Origin of the sequence: Chryseobacterium caseinilyticum (assembly GCF_014837145.1) — a bacterium.
GTDB lineage: Bacteria > Bacteroidota > Bacteroidia > Flavobacteriales > Weeksellaceae > Chryseobacterium > Chryseobacterium caseinilyticum.
The window spans coordinates 1033724-1054664 of sequence record NZ_JACYFS010000001.1 but is presented as its reverse complement, the minus strand read 5'-3'; the positions used below and the strand labels follow the sequence as shown (position 1 = coordinate 1054664).

Sequence of the window (20941 nt, the reverse complement as noted above, 5' to 3'; positions counted from 1 at the left end):
TATACATTTTTAAATACTAAAAAAACCCAACAATTTGTTGGGCTCTATTATTTTTTTTCCGAAAAGATTTCTACTAATACAGAATCATCAGGAGCAGATGAGATGGAATAATTATCATCAATAAATCGGCGAGGCAAGAAGCTTCGCCGATTTCCGTTTAAATTTTTTAGAAATTAGTTCACAACTTTGATTCCTGTAGCTACAAACCTGATTTCTTCTTTTGTTTTTGTAATGGCATCAATTTCAGCCTGAGATTTTTTTGCATCAGTAGCATAATGCTTCTGTTCGTCCACTGAAATGGTTTTCACCTCTGCAGTTCCTTCCATTACAACGTTTTTACCTTTCAACGCTGTAGGAACGAAAAACGCATAATCTTTCATTTTTACAAAAAACTCAGAATTATCGTCAGTCTTTATCGTCAACCAGCATCCTTTTTTCTGGCAAACGTCGGTTACCGTACCTTTTACAGCAACATTTTCAATTTTCTTTTCTTTTTTCAGCTTTTTTCCAAGCTTGTCAACATTTATTGCTTTAGATTCAGATTTGGCCGCAACAGCTGATCCGTAAGTGTCGCCTACGATAGCGTTTCCTTCCGGTGGACCTGCTTTTTTGGTTTCCTGTGCGAAAGCAAAAGTTGATGCGCTCACCGCAAATACCAATATCAAAGATTTGATTTTCATATAAAATAATTTTTACAAAAATACTAATTATAATGAATGCAAATAAAAATTAAATAAAAATCATGCATTTTCCTGTAAGGTTTTTGATTTTATTCAGAAAAGATTTAAAGGTAAATTTTCAAAATTGTCTCTGTCAGAGCTTTTCTAGATTTAAAGCTCACTAATTTTCATCAAAATGAGAATCTTTAATGGTTGTGAAATTAAGTTGGATGAAGTTAAATAGACTCTCGGGACAAGAAATTTAAAGTACAGTACAGTCGTGATTATTATTGGCTTTTTATTAAATTCGTCAAAAATAAAAAATGGATGCCAACGAAGTTTTAGATTACTGTTTAGCAAAAAAAGGCGTTACAGAAAATTTTCCTTTTGATCAGGAAACTTTGGTAATGAAAGTAGGAACCAAAATGTTTCTGCTCATATCACTTGATAAGCAACCGCTCAGCATTGCTGTGAAAACCAATCCTGAATGGAGTGAGGAGCTTCGTGAACAACATCCGCAAATCACGGGAGCTTATCACATGAACAAAACGCACTGGAATTCTGTTTCTCTGGACGGTTTGAAAAAAGATTTGATTTTAAAACTGATTGATCATTCTTACGATCTGGTATTTCAGTCTCTGACGAAAAAAGCGATGGAAGAGATTAAGAATTTGTAGTAACTACAGATTAGTATGATAAAGAATGGGAAAATTTAAAACGAAAAAGCCTCCGTCAGTCTTTTATCCTCATCCAATCTCTCTACCAACTTTTCAATCCCTTCAAACTTAATTTCCTCATGAAGAAAATCTCTGAATTTCACAGTGATTTTTTCATCATAAATATCACGCTCAAAGTCAAGAATGTAAACTTCAACTGTTAATTTTTCTCCATTTACCGTTGGGTTTGTTCCCACACTCAGCATTCCTCTGTACTGCAGATTTTTCACAAAAACTTCTACGATGTACGCCCCTTTTTTAGGCAAAAGCTTTAATGATGCGGTTTCAATATTAGCGGTAGGATAGCCAATGGTTCTGCCTAATTTTTTCCCATGAACCACAGTTCCGGAAACAGAGTAGGAGTAACCGAGCATTTCGTTGGCCTCTCTTATATCTCCAGCCAGAAGGGCATTTCTTATTTTGGTCGAGCTGATGTTGTTTTCATGAATGTTGATGGCTTCCATCTGTTCAACCTCAAAGCCGAGTTCTTTTGAAAGTTTCTGCAGCAATTCAAAATTTCCGCTTTTATTTTTTCCGAAGACGTGGTCGTAGCCAACGATCAGATATTTTACGTTGAGTTTTTCAACTAAAATCTGTCTTACAAATTCTTCTCCGGTAAGATTTCTGAATTCTTCGTCAAATTCCTTAAGAAAAAGATTGTTTACACCATATTTTTCCATCAGAACCTGTTTCTCTTCCAATGTATTGAGAAGTTTTAAGTCTTCATTGGGATTAAAAACAAATCTCGGATGAGGCCAGAAAGTAAGAATTGCGGTATCAAGATTTTTCTCAGAACCTGTTTTAGTGAGTTCGTCAATAATGCTTTTATGCCCCAAATGAACCCCGTCAAACATTCCTAGAGACAGCGCCAAAGGCTTCTGAGACTGATAATCGCTAAAATTTTTGAAAACTTTCAACCTGAAAAAATTTGACTGCAAATATAAAGATAATGTAACAATGTACCAATGTAATAGTGTAACAATATATTAATGCAGTAAATTCAAATATTTTCGGGAAAAATTATTGGTAAACTGATCCATTGTTAGATTGGTAAATTAGTAAAAAAGTATGATAAAAATCTTTTTTTTAGCAATTGCGTGTTTATGAAGAATCGTTATATTTGCACCAAGAAAAAATTTAGCAATGGCAAACCAAATAGTAGGTAAAATTTCTCAAATCATTGGTCCGGTAATCGACGTTGTGTTTTCAAACGTAGAAGTAGTACCAAGCATTTATGATGCATTAGAAATTACAAAAGAAAACGGTGAAAAAGTAGTATTGGAAGTTGAGCAGCACATTGGCGAAGATACAGTAAGATGTATCGCTATGGATGCTACCGATGGTCTTAAAAGAGGTCAGGAAGTTATTGGATACGGAAATCCTATTACTATGCCAATCGGTGATGCGGTAAACGGAAGACTTTTCAACGTTGTAGGTGACGCTATCGATGGGCTTCAGAATATTTCTAAAGAAGGTGGTCTTCCTATTCACAGACCAGCTCCGAAATTTGATCAGCTTTCAACTTCTGCAGAAGTTTTATTCACAGGTATTAAAGTAATCGACTTGGTTGAGCCTTACGCAAAGGGAGGTAAAATCGGATTGTTCGGTGGTGCAGGTGTTGGTAAAACTGTATTGATTCAGGAGTTGATTAACAATATTGCAAAAGGACACGGTGGTCTTTCTGTTTTTGCCGGTGTAGGTGAAAGAACGAGAGAAGGAAATGACCTTTTGAGAGAAATGCTTGAATCAGGTATTATTAAATACGGTGATGACTTCATGCATTCTATGGAAAACGGTGGATGGGATCTTTCTAAAGTTGACCTTGAGGCAATGAAAGAATCTAAAGCTGCTTTCGTATTCGGACAGATGAATGAGCCGCCAGGAGCAAGAGCCAGAGTAGCACTTTCTGGTCTTACATTAGCTGAGTACTACAGAGACGGTGGTGAAACAGGACAGGGAAGAGACGTACTTTTCTTTGTTGATAACATCTTCCGTTTTACACAAGCTGGTTCTGAAGTATCTGCACTTCTAGGTCGTATGCCTTCTGCGGTAGGTTACCAACCGACTTTGGCATCTGAAATGGGTGCGATGCAGGAAAGAATTACTTCAACTAAAAACGGTTCAATTACTTCAGTACAGGCGGTTTACGTACCTGCGGATGACTTAACTGACCCTGCTCCTGCTACAACGTTTGCTCACTTAGATGCAACAACAGTACTGGACAGAAAAATTGCTTCATTAGGTATTTATCCAGCGGTAGATCCATTGGCTTCTACTTCAAGAATCCTAGCTCCGGAAATCATTGGTGCAGAACATTATGACTGTGCTCAGAGAGTAAAAGAAATTCTTCAGAGATACAAAGCTCTTCAGGATATCATCGCAATTCTTGGTATGGAAGAACTTTCTGAAGAAGATAAATCAGTGGTTTACCGTGCAAGAAAAGTTCAGAGATTCTTATCTCAGCCTTTCCACGTAGCTGAACAGTTTACAGGTATCCCTGGATCTTTGGTAGATATTAAAGATACCATCAAAGGATTCAACATGATTATGGATGGTGAATTGGATCACTTACCGGAAGCTGCTTTCAACTTGAAAGGAACTATCGAGGAGGCAATTGAAGCCGGAGAAAAAATGTTGGCGGATAACGCTTAAAATAATAACAATTTGAGATTTGAAATTTGAGATTCCTGGTAATTTCAAATTTCAAACATCAAATTTCAAATTTGTTTATATGATCATAAAAATTTTAACACCGGAACACGTAGTTTTTGAAGGAGAAGTAAGCTCAGTTTTGCTTCCCGGGAAAAACGGTGAATTTCATATTATGAAAAATCACGCAGGGATTGTTTCTTCACTCGTTGGTGGTAAAGTAAAACTTTTTACACAGTCTGTGGACGAAGCTTTTGCTAAAAACCTTACCAAAGAAAATGATAAAGATTCTATTTTTTCTTTCCCGATCAAAAGCGGTGTTGTAGAGTTTAATCATAACAAAGGAATCATTCTTTGCGAATAATTAAATTGAAAAGCTAAATATATTTTCAAGGAAAGTGTAACTTTGTTACACTTTTTTTTTATTCAACCAAATCATAAACTGTCTTCATGAGAATATTTTTCGTCATCTTATTTTCCGTTTGCAGCAGTATTTTTAATGGCCAGATTATCAAAACCAAAAGAGGAATTGTAACGATTGATGGTGTTCACGTTGCCAAAGTGAATTACAAAAGTGGAATTTACACATTCATGGATCTGAAGGAAACTCCAATGTACACCATAGAATTTGTCGACAAAAGCGTAACAGATTCTGTGCGCGACAGCTACATCAAACTCAACCGTATTTACAATCAGGATAAAACACTTGAGATGGATTATGTTTCTCCATCAGCATTTTCGGGTGAAGAAAAATCTGCAGTTTTTACCTGCATCAAAGAACTTAAAGTCATCGACAACAGAGGAATCAATATTAAAAATCTGGATGCCATCTTCACAAATTCTCCTAAACGAAAATTTGATAACCGGACCAAAGATGCCTACACCATAAAATCGAAAGTTGACAGATTAAATATTACCGTAAACAATGTTGGTGAAATTTTAAGCAACGGAAAACCAGTAGGTTATTTTACAAATCTGCCCGTAAGTTTTGGTTCTGAAGAGACTATTTCAGATAAAACATTTGTAGATATTGAAATTTATGATGCTAAAAGTAAGTACATCGGAAGATATATTACCACAACAAAACAACTCAAAAGTGCAGGTGGCAAAACATTCACTCTCTACAGGGAAATGTCTGGCAGAGCTTCCATTCTGAAATTTCCGACTTACAAAGCCATTGCCGAAAGAATGGCAATCATGGATCCGAACTTTATAAAAATTCAGGAAAAGGTAACTGTTGGTGAAGTTGTGAGAGATGGAATTGAAAAAGATAAAAAATAAATTTCTTCATCGTTCTGAAAAAAAATGTAGTCGTTTATTTTCTTGTCATAAAATAGCTACGCTTCTGTAAAAAATAAAATTCTGAAAATATTTTTTCAGAATTTTTTCTTTAGGTTATTCTCAGGAATCTCAGAATGTTTTTATAATTTAATCCTGTCGATCCGAATTGAAAATACATTTAATATCTTTAAATCTCAAATCTCAAATCTCAAATCTTGAATCTTAAATTTTAAAGACTCAAAATCACACCATTTTCTTTCAACTGCTGTATCGGTTTTGAAAACCAAAATAACTCAAAATTTTCGGAAGTATTTTCAAATTGAGTTTTAAGTTGCTGAAGCGTAATTTTTTGAGACTGATCTACATAATTTTCCTTCATCATTTTCATCAGCCATTCTGCGTGACCAGGCTCCAGATCGATGCTTACAACATTTGTTTTCAAATGGACTGTAATTTTCGTATACGGATATTCAGTTTGTTTTTTCTTTTTTAAACGATTCTCAGCGATTACATTTTTAGCTAAAAACAGTATTTTTGAATTGGGTTTAAATGTAAAATCATCTTCCTCCAGCAAACAGTCGTGAATATAATCGGGATGAACCGTTGTTCTTGGAATTTTAAAATCAAACCAATCCTGCAGAGGAATTTCAAAATTGATTCCGTGCATATAATTGAAAAGAGATTTTTTCAATCCAAAACTGAATTTTCCGTGATCGATTCCGGTTCTGTCTGTAAAATCAATATCGTTGTTGGCAAATACAATTTCCTGTTTTAATGGCGTCACACCAAACTCTTCAGGATTTAAACCGACCGGCGAGTGGGCAGTCATTGCAAACTGGTGCCAGAAGCCGCTCTGTAAAATTCCCATTTCAAAAAGCTGGCGAACCATTTCCAGAGAATCAATTGTTTCCTGAACCGTCTGAGTCGGGTAACCGTACATCAGATAAGCATGAATCATAATTCCGGCTTCTGTGAAATTTCTTGTTACTTTGGCAACCTGTTCTACAGAAATTCCTTTGTCGATCAATTTTAACAAGCGGTCACTTGCCACTTCCAGTCCACCGGAAACAGCAACACAACCAGAAAGTTTCAGCAGAAAACATAAATCTCTTGTAAAACTTTTTTCAAAACGGATATTGGTCCACCACGTCACAACCAGATTTCTTCTCAGAATTTCGAGGGCAACTTCCCGCATCAATGCTGGTGGAGCGGCTTCATCCACAAAATGAAATCCTGTTTCGCCGGTTTGAGCAATCAGTTCTTCCATTCTGTCAACCAGAATTTTGGCTGAAATCGGTTCGTAAATTTTAATGTAATCTAAAGAAATATCGCAGAAAGTACATTTGCCCCAGTAGCAACCATGCGCCATCGTGAGTTTATTCCACCGTCCGTCACTCCATAAACTGTGCATGGGATTCGCAATTTCAATTACCGAAATATATTGATCTAACTGTAAATCAGTATAATCCGGCGTTCCGATATCTGCCTGTTTGTAATCGTGTCTTTTGGAATTATTTATATATACAACCTCTTCATTTTCAAGTAAAAAAGTTCTTTTAAATTCTAAATTTTCCCTTTTATCTAAATTTTCGCATAGCAATTCCAATGGAACTTCGCCGTCATCCAAAGTGATGAAATCGAAAAACTCAAAAACTCTTTTGTCTTTTATTTCCCTCAGTTCCGTATTCGGAAAACCGCCACCCATCGCAGTTTTTATGTGAGGATATTTTTCTTTGATCAACTTCGCACAGCGAAAAGCAGAATATAAATTTCCGGGAAAAGGAACTGAAAAACATACAAGTTTCGGCTGAACAATCTTTAGTTTTTCATCAAGAATTTCTAAAGTTATTTCATCAATAAATGTTTTGTTTCCTGTAATTTTCAAGTATAACTCATCAAAAGAATTTGCCGATTTACCCAATCTTTCAGCATATCTGCTGAAACCAAAATCCGAATCTACAGCTTCAACTATAAAATCAGATAAATCTTCTAAGTATAATGTAGACAGATGTTTGGCTTTGTCCTGCAAACCCATGTTTCCGAAAGCAAATTCCATATCATCCAACTGATTGAACCTTGATGCTTCGGGCAAAAAATTCATCGAACAGATCTGTCTTGCCAGCGTCGGATTTTTCCCCTGAAGGAAAGAAATCACCTGATCGACCGTCTTGATGTATTCATCTTTTAAACTGAAAATCCGTTGGGAATTTTCTGAAATTAAATGAAGACTGATATTTTCTGAAAAAATTTTGTGCAGACCTTTTCGCGAAAACAACTGCAGAATTACCTCAATTCCCAAATCGATCTGAAAGCTTGAGATATTTTTTGTATTCAAAAAACCTTTGATATAAGCTGTAGCAGGATAGGGCGTATTGAGTTGCGTAAAAGGCGGAGTAATGAGCAGAAGATCTTTCAACAAAAATTTTTTGCAAATTTACGGTTTAAAATGAAACCAACATATTCCATTTGGATAGAATAAATTTCAGATAAAAATTTCTAAATTCACATCATGAAATTTTCTCTTACGATTTTATCAGCGGCTTTTATCGCATTCTCTTTAAGTGCAAGAGCACAAACTATTGAAAATGAGATGGTTTTAAAACCTTTCTTTGAAAAGTTAACCAAAAATCAGGTTACGCAAATTCTTTTTATCGGAGATTCTCATATTCAGGCTGATCATCTGACCGGTTATCTTCGGAAAAAATTTCAGGATCAGTACGGAAATGCAGGTCGCGGACTGGTCTTTCCGTATCAGGTTGCTAATACAAATGGTGCTGAGGATTTTTCGTCTGCAAGTAATCAGGCATGGGAAACCTTCAGGTTGGTACATGAACAGAAACTTTTTCCGGAAATCGGTGTTGCAGGTTTTGTGATTGGAAATCAAGAAGAATCTTTTTTGGAAATTTCTTTCAAAAATCCTGAAGACAGTTTCGAAAAGGTTGTGATTTACAATAATGCTCAAATGAATGAAGGAAGTTTTTCACTGTATAATGAACGACAGCCGCTGAAAGATTTTGTTCAGAAAAAAACTGAAAGACTGAATCATACAGCTTCGGCAAATCAGACTTTTCATGAAATTGTCTCTAAATATAACACAACGACAACGAAACTGCGCGCAATGAATGGGGAAAAGATTTTAAAGCCTAAAGAAGGCGCTGTTTATAAAGTTGAAAGGAATTTTTTAAATTATAATCCTGATTTTGAGCAGAATATTGACGAAATAGGTTCGTATAAGTTCGCCAGTTCAAAAACTGAAATTGATTTTAAAAAGCCTCAGAATGTTTTTCTGATAAAAACCAATCATCCGGATGGAAATACGTTTTATGGTTTTCAGTTTCTTAAAAATGTGAATAAAGGTGTCGTTTTTAATACTGTTGGAGTGAACGGCGCAACATACAGTGATTTTCTGAAGTATCCGCTTCAGCTTCAGCAACTTTCAAAAATGAAGTCAGATATTCTGATTATTGCTTTGGGAACAAACGAAGCTTTCGGAAAAGTTGAAAAAGAAGAATTTCAAAAAAATGTAACTGACGTAATTTCTAAATTCAGAAATGAAAATCCAAATCTTCCGGTTTTACTGATCGGTCCGCCGGATAATTCACCAAGGGAAGGAAGAACGATTGAAGTAATCAGCTGGATTCAGGAAAGTGCGGGACAAAACAACGTTGCTTTCTTTAATCTCTTTGAAGCAACGGGTGGAAAAGGTTCTTTCAAGAAAGCTCAGGCAAGAAAAGAGGCAAGTGGCGATGGCGTTCATTACCTGAAACCAGGCTATGAAAAACAAGCTGAAGCTATTTGGAAAGTGATTAAAAAACCTGCAGAAAATTAATCTGCAGGTTTTTATTTTTTAAAACTGAAGGTAAATCGGTAAAACCTGTTCTGCAGATTTAAAATATCCGTAGAGAATTAAAAATCCAAAAAATACAATGATGTATGCCGTGAGTGGAACTGTTTTTAGTTTAGCAACTCCTTTTTCTGCCCAATCATCCGGAATTAAATGGATCATCATCGCAAAAACAATCATCCAGATCACTTTTTTATAATTGTCGTAGAACGGTAAGAATACTTCGGCATCAAAATTATAAAGGATCTGATTGATCATGGTGATGGCAGCATCATAGTTTTCTGCTCTGAAAAATATCCACCCAAAACAGACAAAGTGAAAGGTGAAAATTCCCATTATTACTCTGTAAACCACAGAATTATTAATTCCTGACAAAGCTTTCCCGGTGAGAAGCATCCAGATTTTATGAAGTCCAAGTCCGATACCGTGAATGGCTCCCCAAATGATGAAATTCCAGCTTGCACCGTGCCAGAAACCGCCTAAAAGCATTGTTGTCAGAAGATTGAAATTGGCGGCAATTCCTTTTGAGTTTTTGGTAATAATGGCGGGAAGCAGAAATATTAAAAGTAAAACTATTGCAACGAGAGAGGCGAATGTATAATTTAATTTAAATAAATTCACCGACATTAAAAATGCGCCGACTAAAAATAAAGTAACAAAAATAATCGAAGCAACAGAGAATTTTCTGTTTCCGCCAAGTGGAATGTAAAGGTAATCTTTCAGCCACGAAGACAGTGAAATATGCCATCTTCTCCAAAATTCTGTAATATTTTTACTTTGATAAGGTGAGAAAAAGTTGGCAGGAATTTTAAAACCTAACCATAGCGCAATTCCAATTGCAATATCGCTGTAGCCGCTGAAATCACAATAAATTACCATTGCATAACCATAAACTGCGAATAAATTTTCGAGTCCGGTGTGAAGTGAGGGCGTATCAAAGATGTAATTAACTAAATTAAGTGTGATATAATCTGATATAACGAGTTTTTTGATCAATCCGGAGACAATGAGATAAAACCCCATTGCGAAATCCCGTTCAGAAATGACATAAGGTTTATTGATTTGCGGAACAAAATCGTGTGCTCTTACAATCGGTCCCATCATCAGTTTTGGGAAAAACGACAGGAAAAGTAAATAATCTGTGAACTTTTTCGCCGGTTCAAAATCTCCGCGGTAAACGTCGATGGTGTAGCTTAAATTTTCAAACGTGAAAAACGAAATCCCGATTGGCAAGATAATATGCAAAGGATGAAGTTCTGTCGTAAAAATTTCATTGGAAATTGTAATGAAAAAATTGGTGTACTTGTAATAAAACAAAATCGCCAGGTTGATCACAATACTTAAAACCAAAAGCGAGGTCTTTCCCGATTTAACTTTTGATCTGTAAATAAGATTGGATAATGCAAAATTAATGAGCGCTGAAACCACCACCAATCCTACAAACCATCCGCTCGCCTTATAAAAAAAGTAAAGGGAGAAAAATGTAAAAACATATCTTCTTGCCGTGTGATGATTTTTCAGCAGGAAAAAAAGCAATATGAAGAGTGTGAAAAAATATACAAAAAAACCATTGTTGAATAGCAAAGGATTTTTTGGATCATATAGAAACTGGTTCAGAAAAGCATTCCAGTCAAATGAAGAAAAAAGATTTTCTAACTGTTTCATTTTGCTGTTGGGGTAGTTGGTTTGTATTTTTTGTAATCTTTGATAAGCGCCTGATAAATTTTCTGAGCCAGAACATCAGTTCCTTTTGCATTGGGATGAATGTAATCTTTATTCGCCAGAGGTGGATTCTGCAATGCCCAGCCTACGATTGAATTTTTCCCGCCCATCGTTTCAAACAGATTGAAAAATGCCAGATTATAATCAAAAGCCAGTTGTGCCTGAGTTTCCAGAACATTTGGGAGGCCGGTTGCGGTTTCGTACGTTCCGTTGTACATAAAGGCTCTGTCGGCGCTGCTTACAAGAAGAATGTCTGTTTTCGGAAAAGCTTTATTAAATTTTTCCAGTACAGGTTTCATATTTTTGGTGTAGAATGAAAAATCTTCTGTATCAGGCTTCCAGAGAAGGTTTACACCATATTGCATAACAATCAGATCATATTGACTGGAATTCTGAACAGCTTTCAAAAAGTCTTCATCAATTTTTTTAAATTCAATTCCTGTAATTCCTCTGAATGAAAAATTATCGAGAATAATTCCGTTTTCAGATTCAAAACTCATCCCGTAGACTGGCATTGCTGCAGAATTACTTTTGAAATTAACCGTTGCCAAAGTATCTGAGGAAAGCAACTGAGAATTAACGAGAGAATTTCCGTTCAGCCTTACATTGCTGCCATTGAAATTGATACTTCCCCCACCTGCGTTTCCGTAGAGTAGATATTTTTGCAAAGTTTGGGCAGATGAAACCGATTTATCCGTCAGTACAGAATTTCCCAGTCCGCTGAAACTGAACCCTGAAATGTACATGTTTTTTGCACCTTTATCCATAAAGTTAGTGGTCTTCCACCCGGAGCCTTTAATGGACGCAGTCTTTCTGAAACTTCCCACATTGGTCTGCACGGGAAGAAAACCTACACCATAACCGCCAAACTCTTTCTGAAGAAGTTGACGGAGAGTCTGGGTAAGCAAATCACCTTCAATCATGCTGTCGCCGAAATAAGCAATTCTGAGTTTCCCTTTTCCTGTGGATTTGATCTGATGAAGTTTTTCCGAAAAATGGGGAAGTACATTTACATTCTGATCTTTGTAAAAACGCGTGATAAGATCCGGTTTTTTATACAGCTCAAAATCTGTAGCTAAATTTTGTTTTTTAGGATCTGATTTTGCCAATTTCCCTGCCTCTGTACTTTCTCTGTCATTTTTTTTAAAAACATCGGTAATCAGATTTACTTTTTCGAATGGTTCCCAGCTGAAACCAAAAGCAAAACTCAATACCGAGAGAATAAAGTATATACCGAAACAAATGGTAATCAGAGATACCACCCGCCAATTCTTATTTTCAAACATAAAATTTTAGGGGAAATTTAGAATGCTAATTTAATCAGTTTCAGTATTCCACACAATATGAAATAAAAAAAAGCTTCAAATTATTTTTGAAGCTTTACTTTTTTCTTTTTCTGTTCTGAATTCTGAGAATTTAGTCCTTGAGCTGGTATTTGTGAATGATAGAATTAATTCTTCTCATCCATTCTCCTGGCTGGGTAGAGTAGCCTGCACCGGCCATTGCTTTTACCCATTTTCCGAAATCTTCTGTGCCTTTCAGGGCGGTGTAGTATTTCTTTTTTACGACCAGTTTGCAAAATGCTTCGTAACTTTCTTCTTTGGATTCAAATTGTTTGTATTTGGAACCTATGTTGTTTTTGCCTACAATTCCGAAGTGATTATTTAATGCTTTGGAATTTCTGCTTGTTCCGCCTCCTGTTTCTACGAATGCTATTGCAAGTATTACAGAACTTGGTATGCCGTACTTTGATGATAATTTTTCTGCGAGAGTTTTGTTTTTTTGTATATAGCTTTGTGTCTGTGCATTTACCTGTGACGAAACGAAGCTGAATACCAAACTCAAAATTACAATTCTTAAGTACCTAAAACTGTGTTTCATAATTGTATGTTTTGAAATCATGGTTGCAAATTTACCCCTACACATACTAACAGCCTAATTTTTAACAGAATATAACGCCCAATCGACGTCCTGTGACTTTAATTAGTTAAAAATTGTTAAAAATTAGGATTTATAAATTGTTTAAATTTTATAGTCAAAAAGTCTATATCATATTATGAAATTGTAATAATTTAACAGATTGTTGTTGGATATTTAATTATTTCAAGGGATGTGTTGCTTTTGGCGAATTTTTGAGAAATCTAAATTTTAAGTTTAACTGATGAATTTTAATTGTGAAAATTATATTCAAATTGAGTTAAATTTTTAGAATCAGGAATAGAAAATGATCTGATTTTAAATATCTTATCTAAATAATTTACTTCGGCAGACAAAGAAAAACCAGCGAAAATATTCCGCTGGTCTGAATTATACTGAATGAATTCTGAATTTACAACTGCTTGTACTCGATATTCATTTCTTTTTCCATTTCGGCATATACACCGGTTTCCAGTTTTTCTTTGATGCCTTCAAAAGCAGCTAAAGTTTCATTGATTTCCGAATCTGTATGTGACGCAGTAGGAATTAATCTCAACAGTATCATTCCTTTTGGAATTACCGGATATACCACAACTGAAGTGAACACACCGTAGTTTTCTCTCAAGTCTTTTGCTAAAAGTGTCGCCTCAATTGTTGTTCCCTGAATGAAAACAGGAGTTACGCAGGTGTTGGTATTTCCTAAGTTAAAACCTCTTTCTTTAAGACCGTCTTGAAGCTTGGTTACATTTTCCCACAATTTATCTTTGATTTCCGGACGCGTTCTTAAAAGCTCAAGTCTTTTTAAACCTCCAATTACCATTGGCATTGTTAAAGATTTAGCAAAAATCTGAGAACGGAGATTATACTTTAAAAACTGAATAATTTTATGATCTCCGGATAAAAATGCTCCGAAGCCAGCCATTGACTTTGCAAATGTAGAGAAGTAAACATCGATCTGATCCTGACATCCCTGCTCTTCACCAGCTCCCGCTCCGGTTTTACCCAAAGTTCCGAAACCGTGTGCATCATCCACCAAAAGTCTGAAATTGAATTTAGATTTTAAATCACAGATTTCTTTCAGTTTACCCTGCATTCCTCTCATTCCGAAAACACCCTCGGTGATTACCAAAATTCCGCCACCGTTTTCTTCAGCTACTTTTGTCGCTCTTGCGAGGTTTTTTTCTAAACTTTCAATATCATTGTGTTTGAAAGTAAAACTTTTTCCCATGTGAAGACGTACTCCGTCAACAATACATGCGTGAGAATCGGCATCATAAACGATGACGTCGTGTCTTGTAACCAACGCATCGATACACGAAACCATTCCCTGATATCCAAAATTCAAAAGATAAGAAGCTTCCTTTTGTGTAAACTCTGCCAATTCCTTCTCCAGTTGCTGGTGCTGCTGGGTTTCTCCTGACATTGCTCTTGCTCCCATCGGATAAAACATTCCGTATTCTGCCGCTGCTTTTGCATCTGCTTCCAAAACTTCAGGATGATTACACAATCCCAAATAATCGTTGGCGCTCCAGAAAATTACTTCTTTACCTTGAAATCTCATTCGCGGGCCAATAGGTCCTTCCAGTTTCGGGAAAACAAAATATCCTTCTGCGTAATCGGCAAACTGACCCAATGGCCCCGGATTTTGCTTTATTCTTTCAAATATATCTACCATTTTTTTGTAAAGGGTTTAATTGTAAATTTTAACGAACAAATTTAGTTAAATTATATAGAATGAAAAAAGCCTTTTGTTTTTTTTCAAAAGGCTTTTATTTTATTTCTTATTTTATGATTTCTGTTTTGAAAACTTCATCATAATTATGAAAACAGTTGTTGATGAATCCCTGTTCTTCCATCCATTTATCGCTGTAGACTTTTGTGATGTAACGCGAGCCGTGGTCAGGATAAATTAAAACTACAAGATCATTTTCTGCAAACTGATGAGAATTGGCATATTGGATAAGTCCCTGAGTAACAGCTCCTGTTGTGTAACCTCCCATTATAGCTTCTTTTAAAGCAATTTCTCTGGTTCTGTAGGCAGACATTTCGTCGTTTACCCTTACAAACTCATCAATTTTATCAAATAACAGGGCAGAAGGGATTAAATTTTTTCCCATTCCTTCGATCTGATAAGGATGCACATCTTCTTTATGGATTTCTCCCGTTTCGTGGAAACTTTTCAGAATAGATCCGTCAGCATCAACACCAATGATTTTGATGTTTGGATTTTTTTCTTTTAAAAACTTAGCTGATCCGGATAAAGTTCCACCCGTTCCTGTGCATGCAAAAAGATGGGTGATTTTTCCCTGAGTCTGCTCCCAGATTTCAGGACCTGTAGTCTGGTAGTGGGCATCAACGTTAAGTTCGTTGAAATATTGATTGATGTAAACAGAATTTGGCGTTTCGGCTGCGATTCTCTTTGCAACTTCGTAGTATGATCTCGGATCATTTGCCGGAACGTTTGCCGGGCAAATATAAACCTGTGCTCCCAAAGACTTGAGGTAGGCGATTTTCTCGGCCTTCGTTTTGTCACTTACTGCAAGAATACATTTGTATCCTTTTATAATACACACCATAGCAATAGAAAATCCGGTATTTCCGGAAGTGGTTTCCACTACTACAGATTCACTGTTCAATAAACCTTTTTTTTCTGCGTTTTCTATAATATGAAGAGCAATTCTATCTTTGGTTGAATGTCCGGGATTACATGATTCTAACTTGGCATATACGGTTGCTGGGATGTCTTTTGTGACAGTGTTAAGCTTCACCATAGGAGTGTTTCCTATAAGGCCAAGAATATTATCGTAAACATTACTCATTATTTTATTAATTTTTTCAATAAAAATCTGACCGCAAAAATACAAAAAAATAAATAATCTCTAAACTTTTGTTTGAAACTACAGCAATGATGTTTAAAAATCTTCACTTGAGTTTTGCAGTTTTCTGATTTCGCAGCCAAAATTTACGCCATTTTTTTTAAATTTTGTTAAAATCAGTATAAAATCATCTAAAAATCTTATTTTCGCATGATTGATTTAATACTATGAAAAACTGGACTTTCAGGCGATGGAATACCGTTCTCGGATGGGTGATATTCGCCATTGCCTTTATCACGTACCTCTCAACCATAGAACCCAACTTTAGTTTTTGGGATTGTGGTGAGTACATTTCTTCTGCCGTAAAACTTGAAGTGACCCACGCTCCGGGCGCCGCGCTTTTCCAAATCGTGGGTGCTGTGGCTGGTATTTTTGCTTTCGGCAAAGGCGAAAATTATTCAATTGTGATCAACGGAATGTCTGCTCTTTTCAGTGCTTTCACAATTCTTTTTCTGTTCTGGACGATTACGCACTTCGTAAGAAGACTTCTGAATAAAGAATTTGAAGAAATCAACAGACATCAGGAAATTGCCATTCTGTTCGCAGGGGTAATCGGGTCATTGTGTTTCACATTTTCAGATACTTTCTGGTTTTCTGCAGTAGAAGGCGAGGTATATTCCATGGCATCGATGTTTATTGCATTGCTTGTTTGGCTGATTACAAAGTGGGAAAACGAATATCTCGCTCCGGATGCTGACCGTTGGATTGTACTGATATTTTTCATTGTAGGTCTTTCTGTAGGTGTTCACATGATGTGTATGCTTGCAATTCCTGCAGTTTGTCTTGTTTATTACGCAAGAAACTATGAATTTACATGGAAGAATTTCATCGTAGCCAATGGGGTGACGCTTTTAATTTTAATCATTGTATTTAAACTGATCTTCCCACTGATCATGACAATGTTCGGAAGACTGGAAATTTTTATGGTAAACGGAGTAGGACTGCCTTTCCACTCAGGAACGATTGCCGGATTTATCGTGATGGTTGCTGTTTCTTATTTCATCATTAAATATGCAAGAAAAGCAAAAAAGAAAATTTATCAGACGGTAGCTCTTTCCTCCGTATTTATGGTTATCGGTTTCTCATGTTGGATGGTTATTCCAATCAGAGCAAACGCCAACCCGCCAATGAACCTTAATGATCCGGATACTGCCATCGGTATGCTTGATTATTACAACAGAGAACAGTACGGTGACTGGCCAACGATTTACGGACAGAACTATACTGCATTTTTAGATGCCAACGGTATTGAAAAAAATGAGGATGGAAGTTTTAAAACCGATAAAACCGGAGAGATCTACGAAAAAGATGAAAAAACCGGAACCTACAGAAAAACTGGTGACAGATTTAATTATGTTTTCAATAAGGATCATGTGAGCCTTATGCCGAGAATGTTCAATGAAGATAAAGCGGTAATGGCTAATTACATGGCTATGTATGGCGCGCCGTCTTTCGAATTTAATTTTGATAATCCTGATGTGGCAGACAGTCCGGAAGCGCAGCAGATTTTCAACGAACTCAAAACCAAATATGATGAAAAAGATATTTCTGTTTCAGATTATTTAAAGGTTAGACCTTATAATTTAATTAAAGTTCAGAGGCCTTCATTTGTTGATAACATGCATTATTTTATCACGTTCCAAAACGGATATTACTTTGTGAGATACCTTTTCTGGAACTTTGCAGGAAGACAGAATGACCTTGAAGGAAACCAGGAAATTACACGTGGAAACTGGATTTCAGGAATTCCTTTTATTGATAATGCTTTGTATGGAGATCAGAATGCAATGCCGTCAAAATTCAGAAACGAAAGTACAGTTGCATTCTTTTTCCTACCGATGCTTTTGGGTGTTTTGGGATGTTATTTCCAGCTTAACAGAGATTTCGGAAGATTTTATGCGCTTCTGTCATTATTTATTTTAACAAGCATCGGAATCGTTTTCTATACAGGAATGAAGCCTTACGAACCGCGTGAAAGAGATTATGCAACTGTCGGCTCCTTCTACGCCTTTGCCATCTGGATAGGTTTGGGTGCCGGAGGAATTCTATGGTATCTGCAGTCTAAAGTGAGATCTAATTTAGCCAATATTGGTTTTGGTGTGGTGTTACTTGGAATCCCTTTGATGATGGGCTTCCAGAACTATAATGTTCACGACAGAAGCGACCGTTATACAGCTTACGATTATTCTTACTCCATGTTGAAATCTTTACCGAAAGACGATATTTTATTTGTTTATGGAGATAATGATACCTATCCGGTTTGGGCAATGCAGGAAACGGAAAGGTTCAGAGACGATGTAAAAGTGGTTAATTTCACTTTGCTTGCAACGCCGTGGAATATTGATCAGGTAAAAAGGAGAACCTACAACGCAATGCCGGTTCCGGGACAGCTGAAACATGACGATTACCGTGACGGCGTGAATGATCAGATTTACATGATGAAGCCTGGCGACTGGAAAAATATTTTTGAAACCCTTCAGGCAAAAGGAACTGCAGAAAGTGTTATCAGAACTTTCCAGGGATATCTTGAAAAAGATTCAATGACGGTAAAAGAGGCTATAGAGTTCATTAAAATTCAATCTCCTGAGAAAGATGAAGTTTTAAAGGAGATATTTGGTGGAGAAAAGTATGAAAAATACAATTTCCTTCCGGTAAATAAGTTTGTAATCCCTGTGAATAAAGCGAATGCTTTAAAATCAGGAACAATTACAGCAGCAGATTTACCAAATGTTGTGGATCATATAACTGTGGATTACAAAGCGAATACTCTGTACAAAAGCAATCTGATAATGTTTGATATTCTTGCCAATTTCGACTGGAAGAGATCACTCAATTTCTCATCAGGTGGAATTTACGACAGCGAAAATATTTTCTATTTGGACGAGTATCTGCAGTTTGACGGTTTCAGCTACAGATTGGTTCCGATCCGTACACCAAGAAGCAGTGACGGTGAGATGGGAAGAGTAGACGGAAATTCTCTTTATAACATTGTGAAAAATTTCAGATGGGGTAACTTCAAAGATCTGAATGTACATTTTGATGAGACTGCTACTTCAAATATCATCGGCTACAGAGGTGCAGCGAGCAGAGCAGCAGCAGCTTTAGCATTAAAAGGTGATAAGAAAAGAGCTCTGGAAATCCTTGATTTGGCGTCTAAAGAAATTCCTGCATCAAAATACAGTGATCCAAGATCTCTGAGCTCGATGGTGAACGGATACATCATGGCAGGACAGGAGAAAAAAGCTTTGGAAATCGCAGAAAATCTGAAAAAAGGAATTTTTGAAGAATATGATTTTTATCTGACTTTAGATCCGGCTGAGCAGAGAAATATCGGCAGACAGATGAGATCAAAACCTGCAGAATATTCATTAGTGGTAACTGCGGTTACCGATGCTTACAGAAAACTCGGTCAGAACCAGAAAGCTTACGATTATCTTGTGAAATCTATGGAACCTATTGATAAAAAATTCGATGCTTTCGTGAAAAAAGCTCAGGCAATGGGTAAAGACAAGGCAAGAAATGAAATAGAGGACAATGCCCAAAAAATTACCTCCTACTATTCTTACCTCATGGATGTGATTGAACCGATAGATTCTAACTTTGCGAGACAAAAAGAACAACAGATTAACAATTCACTTATCAAAGCAATACAGTAATATTAAAAACGGAACTTCGGTTCCGTTTTTTTTGTTTTGAATCTAAAATATATAAGGTTTATATTTGCACAAACAACGAACACGATGACCGAATCCGGACAGAAGAAGCTTCCCATTTTCGCATTTTTTATTGCACTCATTGTCAAAATATTTTTCCTTCTCACACATCACATTCAGGAAGATGCTTTTATCACATGGAGAGTCGCTCAAAATCTTATGGATTACGGCGTAATCGGTTTTAACGGAGCAACAAAAATTTCGTCCTCAACCACGCATCTGTATGTTTTTGTTTCCTATTTTTTCAATTTAATTTTTGGTAAAGAAAACTTTATCGAACCGTTACTGATTTTCAATTCGATACTTTTTACCATCGGAAGTGTTTTGCTTTCGCATTTGATTTTTAAGGATAACAAAAACAAAGCAATATTCATCGTACTTTTCGGATTGTTGCCACCCTCCATAAAAATTTCAATTCTTGGGATGGAGTATGGAATTCTATTTTTTCTGGAAATGGCTCTGCTTTACTACGGATTCAAAAAAGAGAAAAAATGGGCAGTTCTGCTTTTGCCGGCGCTCATTATGTTTACAAGAATCGATACGGTGATTTTTCTCGGAATAACATTTCTTGTAGATCTCATCTGGACAAAAAAAATCAGATGGAATTATATTTTTGGAGGAATTATAGCCCTTGCAGTTTCACTTACCTTCAACTGGTTTTACTTTGGCGAAGTTGTAAATAATACGATTGTTGCTAAAAAACTCAGATATGACGGTAACTTTACTTTAAAACAAAACTGGGATTTCTTCAATCTTAATTACGGCAATTTTTGGGGAATGATCAAGCTTCCAAACGATTTTAATCCTTTCACAATCATCATTGCAATTTTTGAATTGCTTTGTTTTATTTACCTTGTGAGACAAAGAAACAACAGAAACTATTTTCTATGGATCATTTTTGTTTTTGGCTGGGTTAAACAGATTATTTTTCTTTCTCAGAAAAGTCTTTTCGACTGGTATTACTGGGTTCCGCAGATTCTTTTATTCGTTCCGGTTATTATTTTCATTCTTGAAATTAAAGAGAAGAGAAATCTTTGGCTGTCATTATTTGCCGTCTATTACATTGTACCGATGCTTGCATTTCAGGCTGTACATTCAATAGCAACAGGAAACGGCGAGTGGAATTACCGCAGACACATCGGGCTTTATCTCGATATTTATGAAAAAGATAAAAATCAATGGATTTTGCTTGAGCCGGCAGGATATGTTCCTTACTTTTCACATTTAAAAACAATTGACGAAGTAGGTTTGGTGGATAAGGATATTCAAAATGAAATTGTAAAGGATAAAGACAATTACTGGCTGAATACCGTTAAAAACAGAAATCCAAAATATCTTCTTTCCTATAAAAATCTTTTTACTGAGAAAGATTCTGCATTTTACCAGGAAAATTATAAGTTGGTTAAAGAATTTAGAATTAAAGACCATTTACAGAGTCAAAATCCTTTGCTGGAGAAAATTTACCGTTTAAAGCCATCAGGAACCGATTACAATCTCTACGAAAAAATCAGAAAATAGATTTCGATACCGAATTTGATGAATCTGTGTTAATCTTTTAAAATTT

The 20941-nt window shown here is 36.0% G+C and carries 15 protein-coding genes; 7 read left to right on the top strand and 8 right to left on the bottom strand.

Going from position 1 to position 20941, the window contains the following annotated elements; translation table 11 throughout:
* Window positions 1-173 precede the first annotated feature (173 nt).
* A complete protein-coding gene (locus IC610_RS05065; protein WP_191735512.1) occupies window positions 174-680 on the bottom strand; it encodes a DUF4920 domain-containing protein in 507 nt (168 codons plus the stop codon).
* Between the two features lie 302 nt (window positions 681-982).
* On the opposite strand from IC610_RS05065, the gene IC610_RS05060 reads away from it, so the two are divergent.
* Complete coding sequence (locus IC610_RS05060; protein ID WP_191735511.1) at window positions 983-1336, top strand: MmcQ/YjbR family DNA-binding protein; 354 nt, start codon at window positions 983-985, stop codon at window positions 1334-1336.
* 35 nt (window positions 1337-1371) lie between these two features.
* On the opposite strand, the gene IC610_RS05055 is transcribed toward IC610_RS05060, so the two are convergent.
* The gene (locus IC610_RS05055; protein ID WP_191735510.1) at window positions 1372-2292 is read right to left on the bottom strand and encodes a bifunctional riboflavin kinase/FAD synthetase; all 921 of its coding nucleotides are present in this window, start codon (window positions 2290-2292) and stop codon (window positions 1372-1374) included.
* A 226-nt stretch (window positions 2293-2518) separates the two neighbouring features.
* Between IC610_RS05055 and atpD the strand changes: the two genes are divergently transcribed.
* From atpD to IC610_RS05040, 3 genes are all read left to right on the top strand, one after another.
* Complete coding sequence (atpD, locus tag IC610_RS05050) at window positions 2519-4027, top strand: F0F1 ATP synthase subunit beta (protein WP_191735509.1); 1509 nt, start codon at window positions 2519-2521, stop codon at window positions 4025-4027.
* A gap of 79 nt (window positions 4028-4106) precedes the next feature.
* Window positions 4107-4388: a FoF1 ATP synthase subunit delta/epsilon gene (locus IC610_RS05045; RefSeq protein WP_056082381.1), complete on the top strand. Its 282-nt coding sequence runs from the start codon at window positions 4107-4109 to the stop codon at window positions 4386-4388.
* 86 nt (window positions 4389-4474) lie between these two features.
* A complete protein-coding gene (locus IC610_RS05040) occupies window positions 4475-5305 on the top strand; it encodes a hypothetical protein (RefSeq protein ID WP_191735508.1) in 831 nt (276 codons plus the stop codon).
* Between the two features lie 229 nt (window positions 5306-5534).
* On the opposite strand, the gene IC610_RS05035 is transcribed toward IC610_RS05040, so the two are convergent.
* Window positions 5535-7721 carry a B12-binding domain-containing radical SAM protein gene (locus IC610_RS05035; protein ID WP_191735507.1) on the bottom strand — a complete coding sequence of 729 codons (2187 nt, stop codon included), beginning with the start codon at window positions 7719-7721 and terminating at the stop codon, window positions 5535-5537.
* Window positions 7722-7814: 93 nt separating this feature from the next.
* Here IC610_RS05035 and IC610_RS05030 point away from each other — a divergent pair, with 93 nt between their 5' ends.
* Window positions 7815-9134: a GDSL-type esterase/lipase family protein gene (locus IC610_RS05030; protein WP_191735506.1), complete on the top strand. Its 1320-nt coding sequence runs from the start codon at window positions 7815-7817 to the stop codon at window positions 9132-9134.
* Window positions 9135-9152: 18 nt separating this feature from the next.
* Here IC610_RS05030 and IC610_RS05025 read toward each other — a convergent pair whose 3' ends face one another.
* From IC610_RS05025 to IC610_RS05005, 5 genes are all read right to left on the bottom strand, one after another.
* Window positions 9153-10814 carry an MBOAT family O-acyltransferase gene (locus tag IC610_RS05025; protein WP_191735505.1) on the bottom strand — a complete coding sequence of 554 codons (1662 nt, stop codon included), beginning with the start codon at window positions 10812-10814 and terminating at the stop codon, window positions 9153-9155.
* Complete coding sequence (locus tag IC610_RS05020) at window positions 10811-12157, bottom strand: SGNH/GDSL hydrolase family protein (RefSeq protein WP_191735504.1); 1347 nt, start codon at window positions 12155-12157, stop codon at window positions 10811-10813. Before IC610_RS05020 ends, IC610_RS05025 begins: the two co-directional genes overlap by 4 nt.
* A 130-nt stretch (window positions 12158-12287) precedes the next feature.
* Window positions 12288-12752 carry a glucosaminidase domain-containing protein gene (locus tag IC610_RS05015; RefSeq protein ID WP_056082378.1) on the bottom strand — a complete coding sequence of 155 codons (465 nt, stop codon included), beginning with the start codon at window positions 12750-12752 and terminating at the stop codon, window positions 12288-12290.
* 448 nt (window positions 12753-13200) lie between these two features.
* Complete coding sequence (locus tag IC610_RS05010) at window positions 13201-14463, bottom strand: aminotransferase class I/II-fold pyridoxal phosphate-dependent enzyme (RefSeq protein WP_056080416.1); 1263 nt, start codon at window positions 14461-14463, stop codon at window positions 13201-13203.
* A gap of 106 nt (window positions 14464-14569) precedes the next feature.
* Window positions 14570-15607, bottom strand: coding sequence for a PLP-dependent cysteine synthase family protein (locus tag IC610_RS05005; protein WP_056080413.1), 1038 nt, complete (start codon window positions 15605-15607; stop codon window positions 14570-14572).
* Between the two features lie 224 nt (window positions 15608-15831).
* Here IC610_RS05005 and IC610_RS05000 point away from each other — a divergent pair, with 224 nt between their 5' ends.
* Window positions 15832-19320 carry a glycosyltransferase family 117 protein gene (locus IC610_RS05000; RefSeq protein WP_191735503.1) on the top strand — a complete coding sequence of 1163 codons (3489 nt, stop codon included), beginning with the start codon at window positions 15832-15834 and terminating at the stop codon, window positions 19318-19320.
* An 84-nt stretch (window positions 19321-19404) separates the two neighbouring features.
* Window positions 19405-20895: a hypothetical protein gene (locus IC610_RS04995; protein WP_191735502.1), complete on the top strand. Its 1491-nt coding sequence runs from the start codon at window positions 19405-19407 to the stop codon at window positions 20893-20895.
* The last annotated feature ends 46 nt before the right edge of the window (window positions 20896-20941 follow it).

What these genes read in the sequence shown, in the direction of transcription:
- IC610_RS05010 (WP_056080416.1), bottom strand. Translation starts at nt 14,463, where the DNA reads ATGGTAGATATATTTGAAAGAATAAAGCAAAATCCGGGGCCATTGGGT.
- IC610_RS05030 (WP_191735506.1), top strand. Translation starts at nt 7,815, where the DNA reads ATGAAATTTTCTCTTACGATTTTATCAGCGGCTTTTATCGCATTCTCT.
- IC610_RS05005 (WP_056080413.1), bottom strand. Translation starts at nt 15,607, where the DNA reads ATGAGTAATGTTTACGATAATATTCTTGGCCTTATAGGAAACACTCCT.
- IC610_RS05060 (WP_191735511.1), top strand. Translation starts at nt 983, where the DNA reads ATGGATGCCAACGAAGTTTTAGATTACTGTTTAGCAAAAAAAGGCGTT.
- IC610_RS05040 (WP_191735508.1), top strand. Translation starts at nt 4,475, where the DNA reads ATGAGAATATTTTTCGTCATCTTATTTTCCGTTTGCAGCAGTATTTTT.
- atpD (WP_191735509.1), top strand. Translation starts at nt 2,519, where the DNA reads ATGGCAAACCAAATAGTAGGTAAAATTTCTCAAATCATTGGTCCGGTA.
- IC610_RS05045 (WP_056082381.1), top strand. Translation starts at nt 4,107, where the DNA reads ATGATCATAAAAATTTTAACACCGGAACACGTAGTTTTTGAAGGAGAA.
- IC610_RS05015 (WP_056082378.1), bottom strand. Translation starts at nt 12,752, where the DNA reads ATGAAACACAGTTTTAGGTACTTAAGAATTGTAATTTTGAGTTTGGTA.
- IC610_RS05000 (WP_191735503.1), top strand. Translation starts at nt 15,832, where the DNA reads ATGAAAAACTGGACTTTCAGGCGATGGAATACCGTTCTCGGATGGGTG.
- IC610_RS05025 (WP_191735505.1), bottom strand. Translation starts at nt 10,814, where the DNA reads ATGAAACAGTTAGAAAATCTTTTTTCTTCATTTGACTGGAATGCTTTT.
- IC610_RS05065 (WP_191735512.1), bottom strand. Translation starts at nt 680, where the DNA reads ATGAAAATCAAATCTTTGATATTGGTATTTGCGGTGAGCGCATCAACT.
- IC610_RS04995 (WP_191735502.1), top strand. Translation starts at nt 19,405, where the DNA reads ATGACCGAATCCGGACAGAAGAAGCTTCCCATTTTCGCATTTTTTATT.
- IC610_RS05020 (WP_191735504.1), bottom strand. Translation starts at nt 12,157, where the DNA reads ATGTTTGAAAATAAGAATTGGCGGGTGGTATCTCTGATTACCATTTGT.